The following is a 25,453-nucleotide window of genomic DNA, read 5'->3' as shown; positions in this document are numbered from 1 at the left end:
CCTGTCGTCCCCGCCGCGCCCCTTCTCCGCCCCGGCGCGCCCTCGTACGGACCCCTCAGGAAGGCACCCCTGTGTCCTCGTCTCCCGCTTCCCCCCTGCACCTCGCGATCGCCCTGGACGGAACAGGCTGGCACCCCGCGTCCTGGCGCGAGCCCGCCGCCCGCCCCCACGAGCTGTTCACCGCCGGCTACTGGGCCGACCTGGTGGCCGAGGCCGAGCGCGGCCTCCTCGACTTCGTCACCATCGAGGACGGCCTCGGCCTGCAGTCCTCCCGGTACGGCGAGCTCGACGGCCGCACCGACCAGGTCCGCGGCCGTCTCGACGCGGTGCTGATCGCGTCGAGGATCGCGCCGCTGTCCCACCGCATCGGCCTGGTGCCGACGGTGATCGCCACCCACACCGAGCCGTTCCACATCTCCAAGGCGATCGCCACCCTGGACTACGTCAGCGCCGGCCGGGCGGGGCTGCGGGTGCAGATCTCCGCCCGGCCGCACGAGGCGGACCACTTCGGCCGTCGCGGCTTCCCGCCCGTCGACCTCGCGCAACTGCGCTCCCCGGCCGGACAGGCGCGGCTCGCCGAGCACTTCGAGGAGGCCGCCGACTACGTGGAGGCCGTGCGCAGGCTCTGGGACAGCTGGGAGGACGACGCCGAGATCCGGGACGTCGCCACCGGCCGCTTCGTCGACCGCGACAAGCTGCACCACATCGACTTCGAGGGCCGCCACTTCAGCGTCAAGGGCCCCTCCATCACCCCGCGCCCGCCGCAGGGGCAGCCGCTCGTCACCGCCCTCGGCCACCAGGCCGTCCCCTACCGGCTGATCGCCCGGCAGGCCGACGTCGGTCACGTCACCCCGCGGGACGCCGCCGACGCCCGGGCGATCGTCGCCGAGATCCGCGCCGGCCAGGAAGCCGCCGGCCGGACCGGCGACACCGTGCACGTCTTCGGCGACCTGGAGGTCTACCTGGACGACGACCGGGCCGCGGCCGTGGCCCGCAAGGACCGCCTCGACACCCTCGACGGCGGCGAACACACCAGCGACGCGGCCGAATTCACCGGCACCGCGTCCGAACTCGCCGACCTCCTGGCGGAGTTCGCGGCCGAGGGCCTCACCGGATTCCGGCTGCGGCCCGCCGTGCTCTGCCACGACCTGCCGCGCATCACCCGGGACCTGGTCCCCGAACTCCAGCGTCGCGGCCTCTTCCGCACCGCCTACGAGGCCGACACCCTGCGCGGCCTGCTCGGGCTCGCCCGCCCCGCCAACCGCTACGCCGCTGCCACCGCCTGAGCCGGAAGGACCGCCCCCGACATGAGCAAGCCGCCGAAGCAGATCCACCTGGCCGCGCACTTCCCCGGCGTCAACAACACCACCGTGTGGAGCGACCCGGCCGCCGGCAGCCACATCGAGTTCAGCTCCTTCACACATTTCGCGAAGACCGCCGAACGCGCCAGGTTCGACTTCCTGTTCCTCGCCGAAGGCCTGAGGCTGCGCGAACAGGGCGGCGAGATATACGACCTGGACGTGGTCGGCCGCCCCGACACCTTCACCGTGCTGGCCGCGCTGGCCGCCGTCACCGACCGCCTCGGCCTGACCGGCACCATCAACTCCACCTTCAATGAGCCCTACGAGGTGGCCCGCCAGTTCGCCAGCCTCGACCACCTCTCCGCCGGCCGGGCCGCCTGGAACGTGGTCACGTCCTGGGACGCCTTCACCGGCGAGAACTTCCGGCGCGGCGGCTTCCTGCCCCAGGACCAGCGCTACGCGCGCGCCAAGGAGTTCCTCGCCACGGCCAACGAACTCCTCGACTCCTGGCACGGCGACGAGATCCTCGCCGACCAGGCCGCCGGCACCTTCCTGAGCGATGCGGGGGCCGGGTCCTTCGTGCACCGGGGCGCGCAGTTCGACATCCACGGCCAGTTCAACGTGCCGCGCTCCCCGCAGGGCCGCCCGGTGATCTTCCAGGCCGGAGAGTCCGAGGAGGGACGGGAGTTCGCGGCCGCCGGCGCCGACGCGATCTTCAGCCGGTACGCCACCCGCGACGCGGGCCAGGCCTTCTACACGGACGTCAAGTCCCGCCTCGCCAAGTACGGCCGCCGCCCCGAGGAACTGCTGATCCTGCCCGCCGCCAGCTTCGTCCTCGGTGACACCGACGCGGAGGCCGAGGAGACCGCCCACCAGGTGCGCCGCCTGCAGGTCAGCGGCGCGACCGCCCTCAAGCACCTGGAGTTCGTGTGGAACCGGGACCTGTCGTCGTACGACCCGGAGGGACCGCTGCCCGACGTGGACCCGGTGGTGAGCGAGGAGCACATCTCCCGGGGGCGTGCCCAGGTGCGGATGTACCGCGACCCGGTCGCTGTCGCCCGTGAGTGGCGGGAGCTCGCCGAGGCCAACAAGTGGTCCATCCGCGACCTCGTGATCAACACGGGCAACCGGCAGACCTTCGTCGGCTCCCCGGCCACCGTCGCCCGCACCATCGACGAGTTCGTGCAGGCGGACGTCGCCGACGGCTTCATCCTGGTCCCGCACATCACGCCCGGCGGCCTCGACACCTTCGCCGACACGGTCGTCCCGCTCCTCCAGGAACGCGGCGTCTTCCGCACCGAGTACGAGGGCACCACCCTCCGCGACCACCTCGGCCTCGCCCATCCGGACCGGCCCCGCCGGGAGCGCGCGGCGTCCTGAGCGGCCACGGGCGGGGTCGCGGCACGTTTCCCTCCCCCGAAGGCTACGTGCCGCGACCGCCTCCCCCCGGCGCCGGACCCTGAGTCCGGCCTCCGCGTCGCGGTCGTGTGCCGGTGTCACCAGCACATGACCGCTGTCTCCCCCGACCCCCACGTGGAATGGAGACGGACGCGGACGAAGTAGCGCCGGCCCCTGACGAGCCGGACGCCGATCCCGGTGTTGTGCGGGGTGCCCCCGTCGTCGTGGCCGGCGAGGTAGCGCGGTTCCCCGTCGCGCTCCTCGAAGACCACGACGACGGAGTCGCTCTCCCCGAAGGTGCCCACCCGGTACACGCGGGTCTCCGGGGGCTCCACGGCGAAGTCCGCCTGCTCGCCGGGACCGAGGCCGAGCGGCGCGGACCGGAACGGGACCAGCGCGGCCGGGGCGTCGGCGGGCGGGTACCAGCGGAGCACGAACTCCTTGTCGGCCGGGGACAGCGAACCCGGCGGGTACAGACCGTTGTGGTACTGCTCCGGCTCCAGGATCAGCCCGGGGCCGACGGGGAACTGCATCACCGACTGCGGATCCCACACGGGGCCGTTCGCCTCGGCCGGGTCCAGCTTGCGCAGGATGTTGACGTCCGTCCGGTCCCGGCTCCAGTGGTTCGGCGGTCCGGCGAGAGTGCCGTAGACCGCCTCGTCGTCCCAGTGGACCCCGGCGAACGGGCTCTGGTGCTCGTGCCGCATCCCGAGCGCGTGCCCGATCTCGTGCAGAGCCGTCCAGCGGCCGCCCGGTTCGGCCAGGTCCCAGCCCAGGTTCATGGTGCGCTCGCCCGCGCCCACCGCGAGCGCGTCCCGGCCGACCGCCGACCACGAGCCGTCGCCGCGCTGGAAGCCGATCCGCAGTTCGGCCTCGCACCGGTCGGACACCTCGGTGAACGTCACCCCGATGCCGAGGTCCTGCCACTCCCGGAAACACTCGCGCACCACGTCCCGCTGCTCCTTGGCACCGGCCCAGGACACCCGGCGGGTCTCCCCGGTCCCGGGCACGGGGATCACCGAGGCGTCGGAGTCGGCGTCGAAGAAGTAGTAGTGCAGAACGGTCCCGTTGACCCACATCCGCCGCCCGCGGAGCAGCGCGCCGAGCCGCTCGGCGGCCAGCCCCGGGGCGAACACCGGGACCGGCTGCCGCGGCAGCGAGCAGTAGCGTCGGGTCATGCGCCCAGACTGCCGTTCGCCCCGCCCGGCGACCTGAGTCGGGAGCTACTCAAGTCCCCCTGTATCAGGGGTGAGTAACGGGACTCATACCTGTGTGACGAGTTACGAACAGGACGCGCGGACCCTCCGGCCGCCCTGGCCCTTCACCGGCCGGGTGGACGAACTGGAGCTGGTCAGGCGGTCTTTGGGCATCGGCCGCCAGGGTGTCGTGGTGACCGGGCCGGCCGGCGGCGGCAAGACCCGGCTGATCACGGAGGCCGTGCGCGGTGCCGAGCGCGTGTGGGTGACCGGCACCCCGGAGACCTCGACGCTCCCGTTCGCGGCGTTCGCGCACCTGCTCCCCGGCCGTCTCTCGCTGCCCGGCGCGGTCCAGCACCTGGGCGGCGTGCGCCTCCTGGTCGTCGACGACGCTCATCTCCTCGACGAGGCCTCGGCCGCCCTCGTCCACCAGCTCGCCGTGCACGGCCGTACCCGCATGGTGGTGGCCGCCACCGACCCCGCCCCACTGCCCGGCGCGGTCTCCCGACTGTGGACCGGGGAACTGCTCACCCGCCTCGCCCTGGAGGCGCTGCCGTACGACGAGACGGCCGAACTCCTCGTCGCCGAGGGGCTGGAGCCGCTCACGGTGCGGCGGCTGCACCAGGTGTCCGGCGGTGATCTGCGGTTGCTGCGGGACCTGCTCGGCGCGCTGCGCGAGTCCGGCGCGCTGCACCGGGTGCCGGACACCGGCGAGGGCGCCTGGTACGGCCCGCTGCCGCTCACCGCGACCGTGCGGGACCGGATCGCGCCGCTCCTGGACCGGCCCGACCCCGAGGAGCGGGACACGCTGGAACGGCTGGCCTTCGCGGAGCCGTTGCCGCCGCACCTCGACGACGGCCTCGACCTCGGCGTCCTGGAGCGGCTGGAGGCCGACGGCCTGATCCAGGTCGACGACCGGGGCGCGGTGCGACTCGCCCACCCGCTGCACGGCCCCGCGCTGCGCGCCAGGGCGGGCCGGCTCCGGGCCCGCCGCCTGGCCCGCACGCCGGGTCAGTGCGGACCCGCGCTCAAGGACGAGCAGGAACGACTCGCACGACGAGTGGACCAATTGGACGTACGGGAGGTGCCGGCCCCGGTGGGGGAGTGGCTGGCCGCGGGAGGCCTGCCCGTACCGGCCGGGTACGCAGCAGTGCGTGCCCGGTACTCGCGGCTTCGGGGGGAGCTGCGAGAGGCGGCGGCGTGGGCGAGGGAGGGACTGCGGACGGCGCCGGGGGATGCCGCCTGCCGTACCGAACTCGCCCGCGCCGCCGCGGAGTCGGGAGAAGCTGCCGTAGTGCGCGGGGACGGGGGTCTCGCGCACTACGGCGCGGTACGGGCCGGGGAGCCGGAGGGCGCGGCGGGGCGCCTCGACGGCGTCCTGGCCCGGCACGCGGAGGCCCTCGCGCGGGGCGACGGGCCCGCGCTGGACCGGACCGCCGAGGCACTGGCCGCGCGCGGTCTGCTGCTGTTCGCGGCGGAGGCGCACGCCCAGGCGGTCCGCGCGCACCGGGACCCGCGCGCGGCCCGGATGTCACGCACCCGCGCCGTCGCCCTCGCCCGGCGTTGCCAGGGCGCCCGCACCCCGGCCCTGTCCGGCCTGGTCCTCGGCGAACTCACGGCCCGGCAGCGGCAGATCGTCTCGCTCGCCGCGACCGGCCTGAGCAACCGCCAGATCGCCGAACGGCTGACCCTGTCGGTGCGGACGGTGGGCAACCACCTCTACGGCGCGTACACCCGCCTCGGCGCGAGCGACCGGGCGGCCCTGCCGTGGCTGGTGGAGCGGCCCGAGCGGAGATCGGCGTGACGCTCCGTGCCCCGAACGGGCGCTGGGGGTAGCCCCGGCCGAAGGCCGGCGGAGGAACCGCGCGATCGGCCACGACGGCGCCGCACCCGACGACCGTCCTTCACCGCGCCCCGCCGAACCGCGACCGACTCGGCTCAGGCCGCCCCGAACGCCGCGAACGCCCACCCCGTCGCCTGATGGACCGCGTCGCCCGGCAGGGCGGCCCGCGCGTCCCGCAACGCCTCCGCCAACGACAGGCCCGCGCCCAGCCCCTTGTGCAGGGCCAGCATCAGCGGGACCACGGCCGCGTCGTTGACGGGCGCGCTGCTCGCCACCACGCCGGCCGTACCCAGGGGCAGCAACGCCGTGACCAGCCCGAGGAGTTCGTCGGCTCCGACCGAGGCGAGGCGGGCCGTGTCACAGCTGGAGAGGATGATCCGGTAAGGGCTGCGGGCGAGCCGCTCGAAGTCGTGCACGATCAGCGGGCCGTCGGCCATCCGCAGCGAGGAGAAGAGCGGACTGTCCGCCCGGAAGGTGCCGTGCGCGGCGATGTGCGCGAGCGCCGCCCCGTCCAACTCGGCCAGTACATGTGGTACTTGGGCTTCGTCGTGTTCCAGGACCCGGGCCGCCGTGTAGCGGCCCGCCACCTCGGGCACCTCCGCGCCCCCGGTGGCCAGCCCCGGCCCGCGGACCAGCACGTGGCGGCCGCCGGGCGGCGGCTCGGTCTCCCTGGCCCGCAGCCAGCTCCCCGCCGACGGGGACACACTGAGCACCCGCTCCCGCAGCGAGGGCAGCAGGGCCCACGGCACCCGGTGCAGCGCACCCGGCGGGACGATCACCACCGGGCCCGAGCCGAGCTGGTCCGCCGCCGTGCCCAGCAGCAGCTCCTGCAGCCGCCGCCCGGCGGCCTCCACCACCGCGAGCCGCGCCTCGGCCCCCGGATGCGCGAGCCGCCGCAGTCCCGCCTGGACGTGCTCCGCCTCGGCGACCGCCTCCGCCAGCAGGCCGCCCTCGAAGCGCCGTACCCGGCCCTGTCCGCAGAGCAGCACCTGCACCCGCCCGTCCAGCACCGCGAGTTCGACCAGGCGGGCGTCGCCGAGCCGGTCGAGCAGCCGGGCCGGGTCGAAGCGGTCGCCCCCGCCGGGCGCGTCACCGTGGATGTGGTGGGTGCGGGAGCGGATCTCCCCCTCCAGGCGGCGCTGTTCGCGCTCCAGAGCGGGCACCGGACGACCCTGCCTGCGGGCCTCCTCCGCGCGGGACGCGATCTCACGGAACGCGGTGAGCGAGGTGAGCAGGGCCGGGTCGGCCGGCGGCCGGGTGGGCGGAGCGGACAGGACCGTGGCCCGCCAGCGTTCGCTCCACTCGAGCAGCCTGCGCGGTCCGCCGTGCGCCAGGCTCGCCTGCTGGGCCAGCGCGGCCAGCTCCGCGCCCTGCGCGGTGGCCCGGGCCCGCAACTCCGAGGCGCCCAGCGTCATCCGGTGGTCGTCGAGCACGTCCAGACCGCGCCGGCAGGCCTCCAGCACACCGCGCCGCGAACCCGCCGCGCGGGCGCGCAGCGCCTGCGCCGCCCAGCCGGTCATCCGGGCCAGCGGCGGACCCCCGTGCCTGCTGCGCGCGGCCACCGTCAGATGCCGTTCCGCGTCCGCCGTCCAGCCCAGCGCCAGCGCGATCCGTCCCGCGAGCAGCGAGGCCTCCGGCGCGGCAGGCGCACCGAAGGACGCCAGCTGGTCGGCGACCGCCGCCGCGTCCTGCACCAGCCGGCCCGAGGCGGATCCGCCCGCCACCCGTGCCTCGATCAGCACCAGCCGGGCATGTGTCTCCCACCAGCCGCGCCGCTGCCCCGAGAAGAGCCGGACGGCCACGGCGGCACGGGCGATCGCGGTCTGCGCGTCGCCGGCCGAACGCGCCGCCCGGGCGGCGGCCAGCAGCAGCTCCGCCTTGCGCGTGGACTGCCCGCCGAGCCGGTCCAGCGCCGCGATGGCCGTGTCCGCCTCGGCCAGCGCCTCCGGCGCGAGCCCGGCCGCCATCAGCACCTCGCAGCGCCGGATGTACAGCATGAACGTCGGCGTGCCCAGCTCGGCGTACCGTTCCTCGGCCTCGGCGAGCAGCCGCAGCGCCGCCGGGATGTCGCCGGCCCGGAACGCGGCCAGGCCCCGGCTCTCCACCGCGTCCGCCTTGTCGTGCTCCTGGCCCGTCGTCTCCCACAGCCGCTCCGCCGCCGTGAAGTCGGCGTCCGCCCGGTCCACAGCGCCGAGCGCGAGGTGCACCGTGGCCCGCAGCGTCAGCGCCCGTGCGGTCCAGATGACATCGTCCGCCTGCCGCAGCACCGGGATCGCCCGCCGCACGTCCTCCAGGGCCTCCTTGTGCCGCCCCAGCACCCACCAGACGTACGCCCGGCGGTACAGCACCCGGGCCCGGGTGTGCCCGCTGCCCCGTGCGACGCCGCGCTCGAACGCGGCCAGTCCCTCCCGGGTGCGTCCCGCGTGCACCAACGCGACCCCGAGCGTGGCGAGGACGTCCGCCTCCCGCTCCGCCGAGTCCGCCCGGGCCGCGAAGTCCCGGGCGCGCCGCAGATGGTCGAGGGCGACGCCGAGGTCCCCGAAGTCCCGTTGCCAGATGCCGACGACCTGGTGGGCGACGGACGCGTCCAGCGGCGACGGGTCGGACCCGAGGACCCGCTCCGCCCGTGCCAGGGCCTCGCCGGGGGCGGCGAACACCATCGGCAGGAGTTCCGCAACCGATTCGCTTCGCGCAGTCACCTCTCGCATGGTAGTGGCCTGGGCATACATGCCCCACTGGTTTGGCGCTGTATCAGACGGCGGGCGCGAGACTCTGACTGAAGAACGCCGTTTTTGGGGGAGGACGACAGGCCATGGCACCTCAGCGATTCCACGAGCAGTTCGATCAGATCCAGCGCTCCATGCCGGACGTTCCGCTGGCGATGGGTCCGGACGACTCCGCCGAGTTCTTCTACGAGAAGGGGGTCGTCCTCGCCCGCGACGGCGAGGAGGCCCGGGCCGTCGAGGACACCGTGCGCGCCCACTTCACCGCCACCACCGGCCTGGTCGCCGACCAGGTGCGCCGGGCGGGGCCGGAGACCAACCGGACCGGAGTGACGCGCATCCAGGTCGGCGATCCGGGCCACGGCGACCGGACCGGGGACCGCGCGGTCGGCCACGCCCTGCGCGCGCTGCGGGAGGCGGAGGGCCGCGCCGGCCGCCGCCTGGTCAGCCGCAACCACGTCGTGTCCACCACGGTCAACGCCTGCAACCCGTCCGAGCCGGTCCCCGCGCTGCTCACCCAGACCCCCAACCCGCGTCCGGTCGAGGGCGGTTACGACCCCGATACGGCCGTCGGCGTGCTGGTGGTCGACACCGGCCTGGTGCACGACTACCGCAGCTACCCGCTCCTGGAGCGCGTCCAGGGTGACCCGCAACTGGCGGAGACGGACGCCGACGGCGTCCTTCAGCAGTACGTCGGCCACGGCACGTTCATCGCCGGGCTCGTCGCGGCCATGGCCCCCAACACCGACATCACGGTCACCAACACCCTCAACGACGCGGGTGCCATCCTGGAGTCGGAGTTCGGCGCGAAGCTCTTCGACGCGGTCGACCGGCACGGCTGGCCGGACGTCATCAGCCTCTCCGCCGGCACCCCGAACGGCTCCGCCGACGGACTGCTCGGCGTCGAGAACTTCATGCAGGCGCTGCGCGACCGACCCGGCACCCTGCTGGTCGCCGCCGCGGGCAACAACGGCCACGCCACCCCGTTCTGGCCCGCCGCCTACGCCGACCTGCCCGGTTACGAGGACGCGGTGCTCTCGGTCGGCGCGCTGCGCAGCGACGGCGAGCACGGCGCCTGCTTCACCAACCACGGCGGCTGGGTGAAGGTCTACGCCCCCGGCGAGCAGCTCACCGGCGCCCTGGCCGGGTTCGACGCGCCGGTGCCGTACGTGTACCAGCACACCACCTACGAGGCCTGCCGGTTCGGGTTCACCTACGCCTGCACCTGCCAGTACCCGCGCCACACCGGCGTGTTGACCGACTCCGGGACCAGCACGGGGGCCACCGGCCCCGGCAAACCGGACCAAGTGATGTTCGAAGGGTTCGCACAGTGGAGCGGAACGTCGTTCGCCACCCCCATCGTCGCCGGCCTCGTCGCCGACCGGATGACCACGGCCAAGGAGCCCGACCCGCGCGCCGCGCGTACCCAACTCCTGGCGGGCGTCACGGATTACGCCGAGGTGCGCGGGGCCCATGTGCCGGCGCTCCGCCCGGCGACCTGGCAGCCGGTCCCGGTCGTCCGGCTGGCCCGCACGCCCTGAGTTCCGGAACACTCCCCTCCACGGCGTACGATGACTTGCCGTACACGAGGGGTGGGACCGTGGACCGAGCAGAGGTCGGCGCGTTGGTCCAGTCGGCCGTCGACGGTGACGCGGCGGCCTGGAAGGCGCTGGTGGAGGGGCTGAGTCCCCTGGTGTGGTCCGTGGTGCGCGCGCATCGGCTCTCCGACGCCGACGGACACGAGGTGTACCAGACCGCGTGGTTCCGGTTCGCCCAGCATCTGGGCCGTATCCGGGAGCCCGACAAGGCCGGCTCCTGGCTGGCCAGCACCGCCCGCAACGAGTGCCTGAAGGTGATCCGCGGGCTGACCCGGCTGCTGCCCACCGACGACCCTCAGGTCCTGGACCGGGTGAGCGAGGACCGCACGCCCGAACAGTCCCTGATCGACGCGGAGGACCGGGCGGACGAGGCCGAGCGGATCCGCCTGCTGTGGCAGGAGTTCGAGGAACTCGGCGAGCGGTGCAGGCAGTTGCTGCGGGTGCTGATGGCCTCGCCGCCGCCCAGCTACGTGGAGGTGTCCGGGGCGCTGGGCATCGCGGTGGGCAGTATCGGTCCGCTGCGCCAGCGCTGTCTGCGCCGGCTGCGGGCCCGGCTCGACGCGAGGGGTGCGGTATGACCGACGACGGGTTCCCGGCGGCGGACGACCTCGACGGCACCGGTTTCGACGCGGACCTCCTGGAGGAGGAGCTGCGCCGGGCCGCCGCCGTCCTGGACCCGCTCCCGGCCGGACTGCTCCAACTGGCCATGGAGGCCTACGCCCTGCACGACCTGGACGCCCGGATCGCCGAGCTGACCTTCGACTCGCTGGTCGACGCCATCCCGGTCAGGGGGGCCGAGGCCCCGCCCCGGATGCTGACCTTCCAGGCGGGCGACCTCACCGTGGACATCGAGGTCACCGCGGAGGGTCTGCTGGGCCAGGTGCTGCCCCCGCAGTCCGCGCGCATCGAGATGCTCGGCAATCCGGCGGCGGGCCGTGCGCTCACGGCCGACTCGATGGGCCGCTTCACCAGTGACACCACACCCGTCGGCCCGTTCGCGCTCCGCCTGCGGGCCGGCGAGGACGTGATCGTCACGGAGTGGCTGCGCGTCTGAGCCGCCCGCCGCGCCGGCTCCGTCGCACCGGCGGTGACGGAGCCGGCGACCGCGTCGCATCCACGGTGATTGAGCCGGCGACCGCGTCGCGCGGCGGATCGTCGGCGCGGCCGCGGTCCTAGGGCCCGCGCCGGGCGTCCCGTGGGGGTGCTCCGGCCCGAGGTCAGCCGGCGGCGGAGTCCACGAGCGCGGCGAGGGCGGCGGCGAGCCGGCCGGCTCCCGTCCCCGTCGGACCACCCGGCTCCGTCATGTAGAGGTCCCGGCGGATCTCGATCATCAGGGCGCCGACCCGGGCGTCGGACCCGTAGAACTCCAGCGGCACGTAGGCCCCCGCGAACGGGCTGTCGAGTCCCGTCTCCCCGCATCCCGCGAAGGCCTCGCGGGCCGCCGCGGTCAGCCCGGCCGGTGTGTGGAAGCCGTCCGTGCCCAGGCACACCGGCGGCCGCGGGCCCGTCCCGTGGAGTTCGTAGGGCAGCGGTCGGCTCGGATAGGAGTGCACGTCGATCACGACGGCCCGCCCGGTGGCCGCCAGCCGTCCGGCGACGGCCTCGGTCATCGCCCGGGCGTACGGCCGGAAGTACCGCTCGACCAGCGGACCGGGGTCGAACGGTTCGTCCCGCAGCACACCCCGGTGCGTGGTCCGCGTGTACACGGCCCCCATCCCGACGGCGAGCATCTCCTCCCGCTCGTCCGGAAACCGCTCCGGATCCACCACCAGCCGGGACAGCCGGTTCACGAACCGCCAGGGAGCCGCCTCGGCGAGCCCGGCCGCCGCCTCGGCGATCTCGGCCGTGTGCGCGTCCGTGATGTGGTCCAGTTCCCGCTCCAGAGCGGCGTCGTCCAGCACGATGCCGTCCCGCACCGCGGCCGGGACCGTCCGTGCCGAGTGCGGCACGTGCAGGATCACGGGGGATGCGGGGGCGCCGGGCAGCAGCTCGTACGACGGCTCGGACACGGGCGGCTCCCAAGGCGTTGTCGGTGGCGTCTGTCGGTGGCGGGGTGCGGGGTGCGGGACCAAGGTGTCACACCGGCGACGGCCCGGACGGTCCGTCCGTCCGGGCCGGGCGCGGACACGGCTCCGCCCCGGCGGGCGTGACGCCCGCCGGGGCGGAGCCGTCGGTCGGGGACCCCAGGCGGGTCCGGGAGCCGTGCGGCCGGATCAGAGGGCCGCGAGGGCCGTGTTCCAGGTGGCCGACGGACGCATGACCGCGTCCGCCTTGGCCTTGTCGGGCTGGTAGTAGCCGCCGATGTCGGCCGAGGAACCCTGGACGGCGAGCAGCTCGTCGACGATCTGCTGCTCGTTCGCCGTGAGCGTCTCGGCGAGCGGCGCGAACGCCTTGGCGAGCTCGGCGTCGTCGGTCTGCCGGGCAAGCTCCTGCGCCCAGTACAGGGACAGGTAGAAGTGGCTGCCGCGGTTGTCGATGCCGCCGACCCGGCGGGTCGGGGACTTGTCCTCGTTGAGGAAGGTCGCCGTGGCGCGGTCCAGCGTGTCGGCCAGCACCTTGGCACGGGCGTTGCCGGTGGCCTCGGCGTACTGCTCGAAGGAGGGGACGAGCGCGAAGAACTCGCCGAGCGAGTCCCAGCGCAGGTAGTTCTCCTTGACCAGCTGCTGGACGTGCTTGGGCGCGGAGCCGCCGGCGCCGGTCTCGAACAGGCCGCCGCCCGCCATCAGCGGGACGACCGACAGCATCTTGGCGCTGGTGCCCAGCTCCAGGATGGGGAAGAGGTCGGTCAGGTAGTCACGGAGCACGTTGCCGGTGACGGAGATCGTGTTCTCGCCGCGGCGGATGCGCTCCACCGACAGCTTGGTGGCCTCGACCGGCGCCAGGATCCGGATGTCCAGGCCCTCGGTGTCGTGCTCCGGCAGGTACTGCTCGACCTTGGCGATCAGCTGCGCGTCGTGCGCGCGGCCCTCGTCCAGCCAGAAGACGGCCGGGTCGCCGGTGGCGCGGGCACGGGTGACGGCCAGCTTCACCCAGTCCTTGATGGGGGCGTCCTTGGTCTGGCAGGCGCGGAAGATGTCACCGGCGGCGACCGGCTGCTCGATCACGACGTCACCGGCCGCGTCGACCAGGCGGACCGTGCCGGCGGTGGCGATCTCGAAGGTCTTGTCGTGGGAGCCGTACTCCTCGGCCTTCTGCGCCATCAGGCCCACGTTCGGGACCGAGCCCATGGTGGACGGGTCGAAGGCGCCGTTGGCCCGGCAGTCGTCGATCACGGTCTTGTAGACACCGGCGTAGGACGAGTCCGGGATCACCGCGAGGGTGTCGGCCTCCTGGCCGTCCGGGCCCCACATGTGGCCGGAGGTGCGGATCATGGCCGGCATCGAGGCGTCGATGATCACGTCGGAGGGCACGTGCAGGTTGGTGATGCCCTTGTCGGAGTCGACCATCGCCAGGGCCGGGCCGTCGGCGAGCTCGGCGTCGAAGGATGCCTTGATCTCGGCGCCCTCGGGGAGGTTCTCCAGGCCCTTGAGGATGCCGCCGAGACCGTCGTTGGCGCTGAGGCCGGCCGCCTTGAGGGTCTGGCCGTACTTCGCGAACGTCTTCGGGAAGAAGGCGCGCACCACGTGACCGAAGATGATCGGGTCGGAGACCTTCATCATCGTGGCCTTGAGGTGCACGGAGAACAGGACGCCCTCCTGCTTGGCGCGGGCGATCTGCGCGGCCAGGAAGTCGTTGAGCTGGGCGACGTGCAGCACGGAGGCGTCGACGACCTCGCCCGCGAGGACCGGTACGGAGTCCTTGAGCACGGTGGTGGTGCCGTCCTCGGCGACCAGCTCGATCCGCAGGGCACCGGCCTCGGAGATCACCGCGGACTTCTCGGTGGAGCGGAAGTCGTTCTCGCCCATGGTGCTCACGTCGGTCCTGGACTCGGCGGTCCAGGCGCCCATGCGGTGCGGGTGGGTCTTGGCGTAGTTCTTCACCGAGGCGGGGGCGCGGCGGTCCGAGTTGCCCTCACGCAGGACCGGGTTCACGGCGGAACCCTTGATCTTGTCGTAGCGGGCGCGGATCTCGCGCTCCTCGTCGGTCTTCGGGTCGTCCGGGTAGTCCGGCAGCGCGTAGCCCTTGCCCTGGAGCTCCGCGACGGCCGCCTTGAGCTGCGGGATCGACGCCGAGATGTTCGGCAGCTTGACGATGTTCGCCTCGGGCGTCTTGGCCAGGTCGCCGAGCTCGGCCAGGGCGTCCGGGATGCGCTGGTCCTCGTTCAGGTGCTCAGGGAAGTGGGCGATGATGCGCCCGGCCAGCGAGATGTCGCGGATGTCCACGGCGACACCGGCCTGTGAGGCGTACGCCTGGATCACCGGCAGGAACGAGTGCGTCGCGAGGGCCGGGGCCTCGTCTGTGTAGGTGTAGAAGATGGTCGAGTCAGTCACCGGGTGCTCCGCTCCACGTCTGCAACATTGCTCGACATCAAGATATCTCGTGAACGACCCGGGCTCGACAGGGGTCGGCGACCGGGAAGATCCGGTGGTCATACGACAGGCAACCGGATCGGTCAAAAGGGTGGTCAAGACGAATGAGCCACCACCTGAGCCACCACCGACCGACGGCCGGACCGACCACCCGGCCGCCCGACCGAAAGCGGACCATGAGAAATCGCACCAGAGTGACGGCCCCGGCGGCCGCCCTGCTCGGCACGGCGACCGTCCTGGCCACGGGGGTCCCGGCCCTCGCGCGTCCCTTCTCCACGGGGGAGAGCAGCGGGCGCGCGGGGGCCGGGGGCAAGGCCCCGGCCCCCGGCCCGGAGACCCTCGGCGACCCCGTCTACCCGGACCTCGGCAACGACGGCTACCGGGTCCTCGCCTACCACCTCGACCTCGCCTACGACGCCACCACCCGCCTGGTCGACGGCACCGCGACCCTGCGCGTGCGGACCACGGCCAACCTGTCCCGCCTCTCCCTGGACGCGCTCGGCCTCGACATACGGTCCGTGCGCGTCGACGGCCGCGGGGCCGCCTTCGAGCAGGCCGACGAGAAACTGCGCGTCGCGCCGCCCCGCCCGCTGCGACAGGACGACCACGTCACCGTGTGCGTGGAGTACGGCGCCGACCCGAGCCGCGCCCTGGCGCACACGGCCTGGGTGCCCACCCCGGACGGCTTCGCCGTCTGTCCGCAGCCGAACTCGGCGCACACCGTCTTCCCGTGCAACGACCATCCCTCGGACAAGGCGGACTTCACCTTCCGCATCACCGTGCCGAGCGGCCTGCGCGCCGTCGCGAACGGCCTGCCGACCCGGACCGAGGAGCTCCCCGGCGACCGGACGGCGTACTCGTTCCGGTCCCGTGCGCCGATCGCCACCGAACTCGTCCAGATCACCGTCGGCGACTACCTGGTCAAGGACCGGCAGGGCCCGCACGGCCTGCCGCTGCGGGACGTCGTCCCGGTGGCCCGGGCCGCCGCCCTGGAGCCGGCGCTCGCCCTCACCCCGGGCCAGGTGGCCTGGCTGGAGGACCGGCTCGGCATCGCCTTCCCGTTCGAGACGTACGGCCTGCTGCCCTGCAACTCCGACGACCCGGACGCGTTCGACTTCACCGGCCTGGAGACCCAGACCCTCACCCTGTACAAGCCGAACTTCCTGCTCCAGCCGGAGGCGAAGATCGGCTCGCACATGATGCACGAGCTGGTCCACTCCTACTTCGGCAACATGGTCTCCCCGGCCACCTGGGCCGACCTGTGGCTGAACGAGGGCCACGCCGACTTCTACGGGCTGCTCTACCGCTACGAACGCGGCTGGCCGGACTCCCTGGGCATGACCACCATGGAGGCCCGGATGAAGGACACCTACGCCCGCGGCGACCAGTGGCGCCACGACTCGGGGCCGGTGGCCGCCCCGAACGCGGTCAACCTCTTCGACGACCAGCGCTACCTCGGCGGCGTCCTCACCCTGTACGCCTTCCGCGAGCTGGTCGGCGAGGACGCCTTTCACCGGGTCGAGCGGACCTTCCTGGAACGGTTCCGGCACCGCTCGGCCTCGACGGACGACTACATCGCCGTGGCCGGCCGGGTCACCGGCCGGGACCTGTCGGGCTTCCTCCGGGACTGGCTCTACGGCACCACGACCCCGCGGATGCCCGGCCACCCCGACTGGACGGTCACCCCGGTGACCCCGTCCCCGGCCGTCCCGCACAGCCTGCGCGGCGGCCGGCACCACGACAACTCGGCCACCCTCTAGCGGCCGGCGGCAGGGGGTCGGTCGGTGTGCGGCAGGCCCGACGACAGGCCGTCGGGGACGCGCTGCTGCGGTATCACCACGGCCCCCTGCTGGAGCGCCACCGTGCGGGTCGGGGCCGGGATGCGGATGCCCTCCTCGCGGTAGCGGCGGTGCAGGCGCTTGATGAACTCGTGCTTGATCCGGAACTGGTCGCTGAACTCGCCGACGCCCAGGATCACCGTGAAGCCGATCCGCGAGTCCCCGAAGGTGTGGAAGCGGATGGCCGGTTCGTGCTCCGGGAGCGCGCCGGTGATCTCGGTCATGGTCTCGGCGATGACCTCGTGCGTGACACGCTCGACCTGGTCGAGGTCACTGTCGTAGCTCACGCCCACCTGTACCAGGATCGTCAACTGCTGCTCGGGGCGGGTGAAGTTGGTCATGTTCGTCTTGGCCAGCTGGCCGTTGGGGACGACCACCAGGTTGTTGGAGAGCTGGCGGACGGTCGTCTGGCGCCAGTTGATGTCCACGACGTAGCCCTCCTCACCGCTGCTGAGCCGGATGTAGTCGCCGGGCTGGACGGTCTTGGAGGCGAGGATGTGGATGCCCGCGAACAGGTTGGCCAGGGTGTCCTGGAGGGCGAGCGCCACCGCGAGACCGCCGACGCCCAGTGCGGTGAGCAGGGGCGCTATGGAGATGCCCAGCGTCTGCAGCACCACCAGGAAGCCGATCGCCAGGACCAGCACCCGGGTGATGTTCACGAAGATCGTGGCCGAACCGGCGACCCCGGAGCGGGACTGGGTGACCGACTGCACCAGGCCGGCGATCACCCGGGCGGCCGAGACCGTCACCGCGAAGATGAGCAGCACCTTCAGGCACTGGTCGGTGTGGTGCTGGACGGTCCTGGTCAGCGGCAGCACCGCCGCGGCGGCCGCCGCGCCGCCCGCGAGCGCCGCCCACGGGACCACCGTGCGCAGCGCGTCCACGATGACGTCGTCGCCGCTCCAGCGGGTCCGCTTCGCGTGCTTGGCCAGCCAGCGCAGCAGGCCGCGCGAGAGAAACGCCAGCAACAGGCCCGCCGCCAGGGCGATGCCCGCCAGGACCAGGTCATCGACGGTGAGCGCTCGGTCCACCGGTTACCTCCCTTTCGGTTGTGCAATCGCTCATCCTGCCGTATCCAAGGACCCCGATCCGCACAGAGGTTCGCCCGGCGGCCCCCGGTGCGCGAGGCCGGGCCCGGCTCCACGGGGCGGGGAACTCCCGTCACCGCGCGCCCGGTTCATGCCACCCGTCAATCGTCACCCGCCACCCACCACCCATCACGCGGTGGCGCGGCGCGCCGTCACCGCCGGCGAACCCGGGCGCCTGGCGCGACCGCGCCGTGGCCGGTTCGCCGACGCGGCCGGTCAGTCGGTCGTGAAGGAGCCGTGCCGACCCGCTCCGGACGCGAAGCGCCGCGCCCCCCGCACCCCTTCCGCCAGCACGTCCATGCCGTACCGGGTCTCGGCGAGCAGGGCCGAGGATTCGTCCAGGCCCTCCTGGTCCAGCACCGACGCCCGGTCGCTGCGCAGGCAGGACTGCGGGAACGCGGCGATGGCCGCGGCCAGTTCCTCCGCCGCCTCGCGGGACCCGCCCGCCGGGACCAGCCGGTTCGCCAGGCCCATCGCGTACGCCTCGGCGGCCGGGACCGGGCGGCCGGTCAGGATCATGTCCATGGCCCGGCCGGTGCCGACCAGCCGGGGCAGCCGTACCGTGCCGCCGTCGATCAGCGGCACACCCCAGCGGCGGCAGAAGACGCCGAACACCGCGTCCTCCTCGGCCACCCGCAGATCGCACCACAGGGCCAGCTCCAGGCCCCCCGCCACGGCGTGCCCGGCGATCGCCGCGATCACCGGCTTGGACAGCCGCAGCCGGGTCGGGCCCATCGGACCGTCCCCGTCCTCCGCCACCCGGTTGCCGCGCTCGCCGCCCACCGCCTTGAGGTCCGCACCCGCGCAGAAGGTGCCGCCCTCACCCCACAGCACCGCCACCCTGGCCTCGTCGTCCGCCTCGAACTCCCGGAAAGCCGCCGCCAGTTCGGCCGCCGTGGGGCCGTCCACCGCGTTGCGCGCCTCGGGACGGGACAGGACGACCGTGGTGACGTGACCCTGGCGTTCCAGGCGGACCGGCATGCGTTTCCCTCCGTAGGAAGGCCATCGGGGGTCAGATGACCTTCAGTCGCACCAGCGCTCCCAGTGTCAGTGCTCCCGGCAGCAACGGCACCCACACGGTGATGATCCGGTACGCGAGGACGACGGCCGTGGCGACCGCCACCGGACCGCCGGCGGCCACCAGCGCCACGATCAGCGCCGCCTCCACCGAACCCAGGCCGCCCGGCGTGGGGATCAGCGCGACGGCGACCGTGGCCGCCAGGTACGCCAGTGCCATGTGGGTGGGCGGCACCTGCAGGCCCAGGGCCTGGCCCACCGCCACCAGACCGGCCGCCTGGAGGGCCGGGAAGGCGAGCGAGCCGCCCCACAGCGCCAGCGCCCGGGAGGGGCGGGTGTGCACCGAGCGGGCCTCGCTCAGCGCGGCGCGCACGAATCGGAACACCGGCTCGCGCACCCGTCGTACGAGGAACAGCGCGGCCACCGCGACCGCGACCAGCGCGCCGGCCACGGCCAGGAGCGGGCCGACCGTCCCGTGCGGGAGCAGGCTGCCGAGGTGCAGCGCGTCCGGGAAGGCGACGAAGAACACGGCCATGAGGCCGACCCGGGCCACCGACTCGGCGAGCAGGTACAGGGCGAGCGCGGCCGAGGACGTGGCGAGGGGCACCCCGCACACGGTCATGAACCGCAGGTTGACCGCGCCGGACCCCAGCCCCGTCGGCAGCAGGTGGTTGGCCGAGCCGGCCGCCAGCTGGGTGGCGAGCAGCCGCCAGCGGGGCAGCGGCTGGACCACAGCGCCCTGCCGGGTGAAGGCCGCGGCTACCCAGGTCAGGCAGGTCGCGGCACCCGCCGCCAGCAGCCAGGGCCAGGAGGCGTCACGGAGGTGGGCGAAGCCCTCGACGAGGACCGACCGGTGCTGCACCGCGATGACCGCCACCAGCAGGAGCGGGATCAGGGTCAGGACGTGCCGCCAGGGGACACGGCGCGCGAGCCGGGGGAGAGGGCCCGCGCGGAAGCCGGGGATTCGTACCGTTGTCACATCGGGAGAGGTTTTCCGCGCCGCGCCAACTGCGGGTGGCGGCGGAGGAGACGCCGGATGACGGACGGGAAGCGGGTGGGGGGTGGGGCCCCTCCGGGCCCGCGCGGCGGCGTACGCATCGGCTTCCGCCGAGGTGGGCGGGGCCTTCGGGAGGCTCATCGGGTCCTTCGTACGGGGGGACGGCGAGGGGACATTGACCTCAACGACGCTTGAGGTCCTACGTTCTCTTCCATGAGTATGGAGACCACCGCCTGGACGCAGTTGCACAGCGTGATGACCGCCCAGCAGGAGCGGCGCCCGTTCGACCCGGCCACACTGCGCCGCATCGCCGCCTTCGCCCGCCCGCACCGCGGCGGCATCATCCGTTTCGTCCTGCTCGGGGTGGCCACCGCCCTGCTCGCCGTCGCGACCCCGGTGCTGGCCGGCCATGTCGTCGACGCGATCGTGTCGGGGCACGACACCGGCACGGTCGTACGCCTCTCGCTGCTGATCGCGGCCGTCGCCGTCGCGGAGGCGGCCCTCGGGGTGCTCGGCCGCCGGCTCTCGGCGACCCTCGGGGAGGGACTCATCCTCGACCTGCGCACGGCCGTGTTCGATCACGTGCAGCGGATGCCCGTCGCGTTCTTCACGCGTACCCGCACGGGAGCGCTGGTCAGCCGTCTCAACAACGACGTGATCGGCGCCCAGCGCGCCTTCGCCAACACCCTCTCCGGGGTGGTCAGCAACCTGGTCACGCTGGTGCTCACCCTCGCGGTGATGCTCACCCTGTCCTGGCAGATCACCCTGCTCGCCCTGGTGCTGCTGCCGCTGTTCGTGGTGCCCGCCCGCCGGATGGGCGGCCGGATGGCCCGGATGCAGCGCGAGGCCGCCGCGCTCAACGCGGCCATGGGCACCCGGATGACCGAGCGCTTCTCGGCGCCCGGCGCCACCCTGGTCAAGCTCTTCGGCCGTCCCGAGGAGGAGTCCGCGGAGTTCACGGCCCGGGCCGCCCGGGTGCGGGACATCGGGGTGCGCACCGCCACCGCCCAGTCGGTGTTCATGACCGCCCTCACCCTGGTCTCCTCGCTCGCGCTCGCCCTGGTGTACGGCCTCGGCGGCTGGTTCGCGCTGCGCGGCACCCTGGAGCCGGGCGCCGTCGTCTCCCTCGCCCTCCTGCTGACCCGCCTCTACGCGCCGCTCACCTCGCTGGCCGGCGCCCGCGTCGAGGTGATGAGCGCGCTGGTCAGCTTCGAGCGGGTCTTCGAGATCCTCGACCTGAAGCCCCTGATCGAGGAGAAACCGGACGCCCGCGAGGTGCCCGAGGGGCCGGTGGCCGCCGAGTTCGAGGACGTCCGCTTCGCGTACCCGGCCGCCGACCAGGTCTCCCTGGCCTCGTTGGAGGAGGTCGCGACCCTCGACGGGCGCGGCGGCGCCGAGGTCCTGCACGGCGTCTCCTTCCGCGCCGAACCCGGGCAGACCGTCGCCCTGGTCGGCTCCTCCGGCGCCGGCAAGTCCACCATCGCCCAGTTGCTGCCGCGCCTGTACGACGTCGACGGGGGCGCCGTGCGCATCGGGGGCGTCGACGTCCGGGACCTGACCGCAGGCTCGCTGCGCGCCACGATCGGCATGGTCACCCAGGACGGCCACCTCTTCCACGACAGCGTCCGCGCCAACCTGCTGCTCGCCCGGCCGGCCGCAGGCGACGAGGAGTTGTGGGACGCCCTCGGCCGGGCCCGCCTCGACGAGGTCGTGCGGTCCCTGCCCGACGGCCTGGACACGGTGGTCGGCGAACGCGGCTACCGGCTCTCCGGGGGCGAGCGGCAGCGGATGACCATCGCCCGGCTGCTGTTGGCCCGGCAGCGCGTGGTCATCCTCGACGAGGCCACCGCGCACCTGGACAACACCTCGGAGGCGGCCGTCCAGGAGGCCCTGACCGAGGCGCTGGAGGGGCGCACGGCGGTGGTCATCGCCCACCGGTTGTCGACGATCCGGGCCGCCGACCAGATCCTGGTGGTCGAGGCCGGCCGGATCGTGGAGCGCGGCACCCACGAGGAACTCCTGGTGGCGGGCGGCCGGTACGCCGAGCTGCACCGCACCCAGTTCGCCACGGCACCGACGCTCTGACGGGGCCGTTCACATCATCGTCATCTTTTCCTGTGATTCCGGGAGGGGAGCGCTCCCGCACTTGACGGCACTGGTCCGGACCTTTAGCTTCACGCCTTAAACAAAGCCTCACGGCTGTGCTCAACGCCCGGTGACACCACGGGTGTTGAGCACAATCCGTGCTGCATCCGCCGCGTGAAAGGCCAATCCCCCCATGGCCAGACCTCTCCCCACGGCTGCCGCGCTGGCCGCCCTCACCCTCTCCGCGGGCCTGTTCGCCGCGTCCCCCGCGCAGGCCGCCACCGGCACCATCACCGGCCTCGGCGGCAAGTGCCTCGACGTGGCCGGCGCCGCCTCCGCCGACGGCACGGCCGTCCAGCTCTACGACTGCAACGGCACCGCCGCCCAGCAGTGGACCGTCGGCAGCGACGGCACCATACGCGCCCTCGGCAAGTGCCTCGACGTGACCGGGAACTCGACCGCCGACGGCGCCAAGGCCCAGCTGTGGACCTGTACCGGCGGCGCCAACCAGAAGTGGACGGTCAGCTCCGCCCACGACATCGTCAACCCGCAGGCGAACAAGTGCCTGGACGCGACCGGCAACTCCTCGGCGAACGGCACCCGGGCGCAGATCTGGACCTGCGGCGGCACCGCCAACCAGAAGTGGACCGCGCCCGCCGCCGACGGCGGCGGCACCGGCCCCTCCTCGCCCATGGCCGTGGCGCCCTACCTGTACAACGGCTGGGGCGACCCGCCGAGCCCGACCACCATCACCAACGCGACCGGCGTGAAGTACTACACGCTCGCGTTCGTCCTCAGCAACGGCTACTGCAACCCGCAGTGGGACGGCAGCCGGTCGCTGACCGGCGGCGTCGACCAGCAGACCGTCAACACGGTACGGGCCAACGGCGGGGACGTCATCCCGTCCTTCGGCGGCTACAGCGGCAACAAGCTGGAGAGCTCCTGCTCCAGCGCGGGCGAGCTGGCCGCGGCCTACCAGAAGGTCATCAACGCCTACGGCGGACTCAAGGCCATCGACATCGACCTGGAGGCCGACGCGTACAGCAACGGGACCGTGCAGCAGCGGACCGTGGACGCGCTGAAGACCGTCAAGGCCAACAACCCCGGCATCAAGGTGTACATCACCATCGGCACCGGCCAGAGCGGCCCCGACACCAGCCTGATCAACCGGGCCGCGAACTCCGGGCTGACCGTGGACGCCTGGGCCATCATGCCGTTCGACTTCGGCGGCGCCGGCCAGAACATGGGCAACCTGACCACCCAGGCGGCCGAGGGCCTCAAGAACGCGCTGAAGAACGCCTACCACTACAGCGACGACCAGGCCTACCGGGACATGGGCATCTCGTCCATGAACGGCATCACCGACAACAACGAGACGGTGACCGTCAACGACTTCCGGACCATCCTCGCCTACGCCCAGCAGCACCACCTGGCCCGGCTCACCTTCTGGTCCGCCAACCGCGACCGGCCCTGCACCGGCGGTTCCGCCGACAGCTGCTCCGGCGTGGGCCAGTCCAACTGGGACTACACGCGCGTCTTCGCCGGCTACACCGGCTGACCCCCCACATCTAGGACTAGGAGACCCAGTGCCTCGCCCTTCCTGGCGCCGCAGACCGACGAGTGCCGCAGTACTGGCCGTTCTCGGTGCCTCGCTGCTGACCGCCGCCCCGTCCGCGCAGGCGGCCGCCACCGCCCTGCCCACCGGCTTCGCCACCCTCACCAACGCCGCCAGCGGCAAGTGTCTGGACGCCAGGGCCGCCGCCACCGCGAACGGCACCGCCGTCCAGCAGTACACCTGCAACGGCACCACCGCACAGCAGTGGAGCCTCACCGCCACCAGCGACGGCTACGTCCGGATCAACAACGGCAACAACACCAGCCAGGTGGTCGACGTCACCGACGTCTCCACCGCCGACAACGCCCTCACCCAGCTGTGGGCCTACGGCGGCGGGACCAACCAGCAGTGGCAGCCGGTCGACGAGGGCGGCGGCGCCTACCACTTCGTCAACCGCAACAGCGGCAAGTGCCTCGACGACCCGGCCGCCTCGACCGCGGACAGCGTGCAGCTGGTCCAGTACACCTGCAACGGCACCGCGGCCCAGCGCTTCCAGGTGACGGCCGTGGCACCGCCGTCGTCCGGCAACCCCGACCTCGGCCCGAACGTGGTCGTCTTCGACCCGTCGATGTCGGCGTCCACCATCCAGAGCCGCCTCAACTCGATCTTCCAGCAGCAGGAGACGAACCAGTTCGGCTCCCAGCGCTACGCCGTGATGTTCAAGCCGGGCACCTACAGCGCCAACGTCAACGTCGGCTTCTACACCCAGGTCCTCGGCCTCGGCCTGACCCCGGACGCGGTCAACATCAACGGCGCGGTGCACGCCGAGGCCGACTGGTTCCAGGGCAACGCCACCCAGAACTTCTGGCGGGGCGCGGAGAACCTCTCCGTCACCCCCACCGGCGGCTCCGACCGCTGGGCGGTCTCGCAGGCCGCCGCCTACCGGCGGATGCACCTGCGCGGCAACCTCGCCCTGGACGACGGCGGTTGGTCCAGCGGCGGCCTGATCGCCGACAGCAAGATCGACGGCCAGGTCAACTCCGGCAGCCAGCAGCAGTGGCTGACCCGCAACTCGCAGCTCGGCAGCTGGACCGGCTCCAACTGGAACATGGTCTTCGTGGGCAGCACCGGCGTCCCGGGCACCAGCTTCCCGAGCCCGCCGGACACGACGGTGGCGCAGACCCCGGTCACCCGTGAGAAGCCGTTCCTGTACGTCGACGGCTCCGGCGACTACCAGGTGTTCGTGCCGTCCACCCGGTCCAACTCCAGCGGAACCAGCTGGAGTTCGGGCACCGCGGCGGGCTCGTCGCTCTCCCTGGACGGCTTCTACGTCGTGAAGCCGGGCGCGACCGCCTCGCAGATCAACGCGGCCCTGGCGGCGGGCAAGAACCTCCTGGTCACCCCGGGTGTCTACCACCTCGACCAGACGCTCCAGGTCAACCGGGCCGACACCGTCGTCCTCGGACTCGGCCTCGCCACCTTCGTCCCGGACAACGGCGTGACCGCCATGAAGGTCGCGGACGTCGACGGCGTGCAGATCGCGGGCCTGCTCTTCGACGCCGGCACCACCAACTCCTCGACCATGGTGGAGGTCGGCCCGAGCGGCTCCTCGGCCTCGCACGCGGCCGACCCGACCGCCCTGCACGACGTGTACTTCCGGGTCGGCGGCGCGGGCGTCGGCAAGGCCACCACCAGCCTCGTCGTCAACAGCGACAACGTGATCGGCGACCACATGTGGATCTGGCGTGCCGACCACGGCAGCGGGGTCGGGTGGACCAGCAACACCGCCGACACCGGCCTGGTCGTCAACGGCGACGACGTCAGCATGTACGGCCTGTTCGTCGAGCACTTCCAGAAGTACCAGACCGTCTGGAACGGCAACGGCGGCCGGACGTACTTCTACCAGAACGAGATGCCCTACGACCCGCCCAACCAGGCGGCCTGGATGAACGGCTCGACCCAGGGATACGCGGCCTACAAGGTGGCCGACTCGGTCACCAGTCACCAGGTGTACGGGCTGGGCAGCTACTGCTACTTCAACGTCAACCCGGGCGTGGTCGCGGCGCACGCCGTCGAGGCACCCAACAACGCGGGCGTCCGCTTCACCAGCCTGGTGACGGTCTCCCTCGGCGGCACCGGCACCATCAGCCATGTCGTCAACAACACGGGCGGACCGTCGAACTCGTCGAACAACGTGGCGAACCTGAAGTCGTACCCGTGACCTGAACGGCCGTGGGGCGGGGCGGCGGGCCACCCCCCGACCCGCCCCCCGGCCGGGTGCGCCGCCCGGGCGCACCCGACCCCATGCCGGGGGGCGGCCGGGCGGCCCGCCGGGCCCTGGTGGC

The 25,453-nt window shown here is 73.0% G+C and carries 17 protein-coding genes; 10 read left to right on the top strand and 7 right to left on the bottom strand.

All coding sequences use genetic code 11. The features are described from left to right. The first annotated feature begins 71 nt into the window (after window positions 1–71). Together ACFY3I_RS00740 and ACFY3I_RS00735 are read left to right on the top strand one after the other, a co-directional pair. On the top strand, window positions 72–1,286 hold the full coding sequence (locus tag ACFY3I_RS00740) for an LLM class flavin-dependent oxidoreductase (protein ID WP_390858730.1): 1,215 nt from the start codon (window positions 72–74) through the stop codon (window positions 1,284–1,286). A gap of 21 nt (window positions 1,287–1,307) precedes the next feature. Continuing rightward, complete coding sequence (locus ACFY3I_RS00735) at window positions 1,308–2,681, top strand: NtaA/DmoA family FMN-dependent monooxygenase (RefSeq protein ID WP_390858729.1); 1,374 nt, start codon at window positions 1,308–1,310, stop codon at window positions 2,679–2,681. A gap of 116 nt (window positions 2,682–2,797) precedes the next feature. On the opposite strand, the gene ACFY3I_RS00730 is transcribed toward ACFY3I_RS00735, so the two are convergent. After that, window positions 2,798–3,877, bottom strand: coding sequence for a M12 family metallopeptidase (locus ACFY3I_RS00730; protein ID WP_390858728.1), 1,080 nt, complete (start codon window positions 3,875–3,877; stop codon window positions 2,798–2,800). A 94-nt stretch (window positions 3,878–3,971) separates the two neighbouring features. Here ACFY3I_RS00730 and ACFY3I_RS00725 point away from each other — a divergent pair, with 94 nt between their 5' ends. Then, a complete protein-coding gene (locus ACFY3I_RS00725; protein ID WP_390858727.1) occupies window positions 3,972–5,699 on the top strand; it encodes a LuxR C-terminal-related transcriptional regulator in 1,728 nt (575 codons plus the stop codon). Between the two features lie 134 nt (window positions 5,700–5,833). On the opposite strand, the gene ACFY3I_RS00720 is transcribed toward ACFY3I_RS00725, so the two are convergent. Then, window positions 5,834–8,398 carry a CHAT domain-containing protein gene (locus ACFY3I_RS00720; RefSeq protein ID WP_390859404.1) on the bottom strand — a complete coding sequence of 855 codons (2,565 nt, stop codon included), beginning with the start codon at window positions 8,396–8,398 and terminating at the stop codon, window positions 5,834–5,836. 152 nt (window positions 8,399–8,550) lie between these two features. On the opposite strand from ACFY3I_RS00720, the gene ACFY3I_RS00715 reads away from it, so the two are divergent. The 3 genes from ACFY3I_RS00715 to ACFY3I_RS00705 are packed head-to-tail and all read left to right on the top strand — an operon-like array spanning window position 8,551 to window position 11,113. After that, the gene (locus ACFY3I_RS00715) at window positions 8,551–10,002 is read left to right on the top strand and encodes a S8/S53 family peptidase (RefSeq protein WP_390858726.1); all 1,452 of its coding nucleotides are present in this window, start codon (window positions 8,551–8,553) and stop codon (window positions 10,000–10,002) included. Between the two features lie 35 nt (window positions 10,003–10,037). Then, window positions 10,038–10,637 carry an RNA polymerase sigma factor gene (locus ACFY3I_RS00710; protein WP_390858725.1) on the top strand — a complete coding sequence of 200 codons (600 nt, stop codon included), beginning with the start codon at window positions 10,038–10,040 and terminating at the stop codon, window positions 10,635–10,637. After that, window positions 10,634–11,113, top strand: coding sequence for a hypothetical protein (locus ACFY3I_RS00705; RefSeq protein ID WP_390858724.1), 480 nt, complete (start codon window positions 10,634–10,636; stop codon window positions 11,111–11,113). Before ACFY3I_RS00710 ends, ACFY3I_RS00705 begins: the two co-directional genes overlap by 4 nt. A gap of 163 nt (window positions 11,114–11,276) precedes the next feature. Here the strand turns inward: ACFY3I_RS00705 and ACFY3I_RS00700 are convergent, their stop codons facing one another. Then, on the bottom strand, window positions 11,277–12,068 hold the full coding sequence (locus ACFY3I_RS00700) for an N-formylglutamate amidohydrolase (protein WP_390858723.1): 792 nt from the start codon (window positions 12,066–12,068) through the stop codon (window positions 11,277–11,279). Between the two features lie 204 nt (window positions 12,069–12,272). Next, window positions 12,273–14,489, bottom strand: coding sequence for an NADP-dependent isocitrate dehydrogenase (locus ACFY3I_RS00695; protein ID WP_390858722.1), 2,217 nt, complete (start codon window positions 14,487–14,489; stop codon window positions 12,273–12,275). A gap of 215 nt (window positions 14,490–14,704) precedes the next feature. Between ACFY3I_RS00695 and ACFY3I_RS00690 the strand changes: the two genes are divergently transcribed. Next, window positions 14,705–16,288, top strand: a complete 1,584-nt coding sequence (locus tag ACFY3I_RS00690) for a M1 family metallopeptidase (RefSeq protein ID WP_390858721.1) — start codon at window positions 14,705–14,707, stop codon at window positions 16,286–16,288. Here ACFY3I_RS00690 and ACFY3I_RS00685 read toward each other — a convergent pair. From ACFY3I_RS00685 to ACFY3I_RS00675, 3 genes are all read right to left on the bottom strand, one after another. Beyond that, complete coding sequence (locus ACFY3I_RS00685; protein WP_390858720.1) at window positions 16,285–17,397, bottom strand: mechanosensitive ion channel family protein; 1,113 nt, start codon at window positions 17,395–17,397, stop codon at window positions 16,285–16,287. The two genes, ACFY3I_RS00690 and ACFY3I_RS00685, sit on opposite strands and share 4 nt — an antisense overlap. Before the next feature lie 273 nt (window positions 17,398–17,670). Beyond that, window positions 17,671–18,435 carry a crotonase/enoyl-CoA hydratase family protein gene (locus tag ACFY3I_RS00680; protein WP_390858719.1) on the bottom strand — a complete coding sequence of 255 codons (765 nt, stop codon included), beginning with the start codon at window positions 18,433–18,435 and terminating at the stop codon, window positions 17,671–17,673. Between the two features lie 31 nt (window positions 18,436–18,466). After that, a complete protein-coding gene (locus tag ACFY3I_RS00675; RefSeq protein ID WP_365291324.1) occupies window positions 18,467–19,450 on the bottom strand; it encodes a lysylphosphatidylglycerol synthase transmembrane domain-containing protein in 984 nt (327 codons plus the stop codon). A gap of 237 nt (window positions 19,451–19,687) precedes the next feature. Between ACFY3I_RS00675 and ACFY3I_RS00670 the strand changes: the two genes are divergently transcribed. The 3 genes from ACFY3I_RS00670 to ACFY3I_RS00660 all read left to right on the top strand — a co-directional run bounded on the left by ACFY3I_RS00670 (window position 19,688) and on the right by ACFY3I_RS00660 (window position 25,329). After that, a complete protein-coding gene (locus ACFY3I_RS00670) occupies window positions 19,688–21,553 on the top strand; it encodes an ABC transporter ATP-binding protein (RefSeq protein ID WP_390859403.1) in 1,866 nt (621 codons plus the stop codon). 193 nt (window positions 21,554–21,746) lie between these two features. Then, complete coding sequence (locus ACFY3I_RS00665; RefSeq protein WP_390858718.1) at window positions 21,747–23,111, top strand: ricin-type beta-trefoil lectin domain protein; 1,365 nt, start codon at window positions 21,747–21,749, stop codon at window positions 23,109–23,111. Between the two features lie 28 nt (window positions 23,112–23,139). Then, a complete protein-coding gene (locus ACFY3I_RS00660; RefSeq protein WP_390858717.1) occupies window positions 23,140–25,329 on the top strand; it encodes an RICIN domain-containing protein in 2,190 nt (729 codons plus the stop codon). Window positions 25,330–25,453 lie beyond the last annotated feature (124 nt).

Origin of the sequence: Streptomyces sp. NPDC001068 (genome assembly GCF_042897315.1) — a bacterium.
GTDB lineage: Bacteria > Actinomycetota > Actinomycetes > Streptomycetales > Streptomycetaceae > Streptomyces.
The sequence above is the reverse complement of the archived record's forward strand: the minus strand, read 5'-3'. Positions and strand labels throughout refer to the sequence as shown.

Coding starts and splice junctions, on each gene's coding strand:
- ACFY3I_RS00735 (WP_390858729.1), top strand. CDS start 1,308: ATGAGCAAGCCGCCGAAGCAGATCCACCTGGCCGCGCACTTCCCCGGC.
- ACFY3I_RS00730 (WP_390858728.1), bottom strand. CDS start 3,877: ATGACCCGACGCTACTGCTCGCTGCCGCGGCAGCCGGTCCCGGTGTTC.
- ACFY3I_RS00720 (WP_390859404.1), bottom strand. CDS start 8,398: ATGGTGTTCGCCGCCCCCGGCGAGGCCCTGGCACGGGCGGAGCGGGTC.
- ACFY3I_RS00715 (WP_390858726.1), top strand. CDS start 8,551: ATGGCACCTCAGCGATTCCACGAGCAGTTCGATCAGATCCAGCGCTCC.
- ACFY3I_RS00705 (WP_390858724.1), top strand. CDS start 10,634: ATGACCGACGACGGGTTCCCGGCGGCGGACGACCTCGACGGCACCGGT.
- ACFY3I_RS00690 (WP_390858721.1), top strand. CDS start 14,705: ATGAGAAATCGCACCAGAGTGACGGCCCCGGCGGCCGCCCTGCTCGGC.
- ACFY3I_RS00680 (WP_390858719.1), bottom strand. CDS start 18,435: ATGCCGGTCCGCCTGGAACGCCAGGGTCACGTCACCACGGTCGTCCTG.
- ACFY3I_RS00670 (WP_390859403.1), top strand. CDS start 19,688: ATGGAGACCACCGCCTGGACGCAGTTGCACAGCGTGATGACCGCCCAG.
- ACFY3I_RS00665 (WP_390858718.1), top strand. CDS start 21,747: ATGGCCAGACCTCTCCCCACGGCTGCCGCGCTGGCCGCCCTCACCCTC.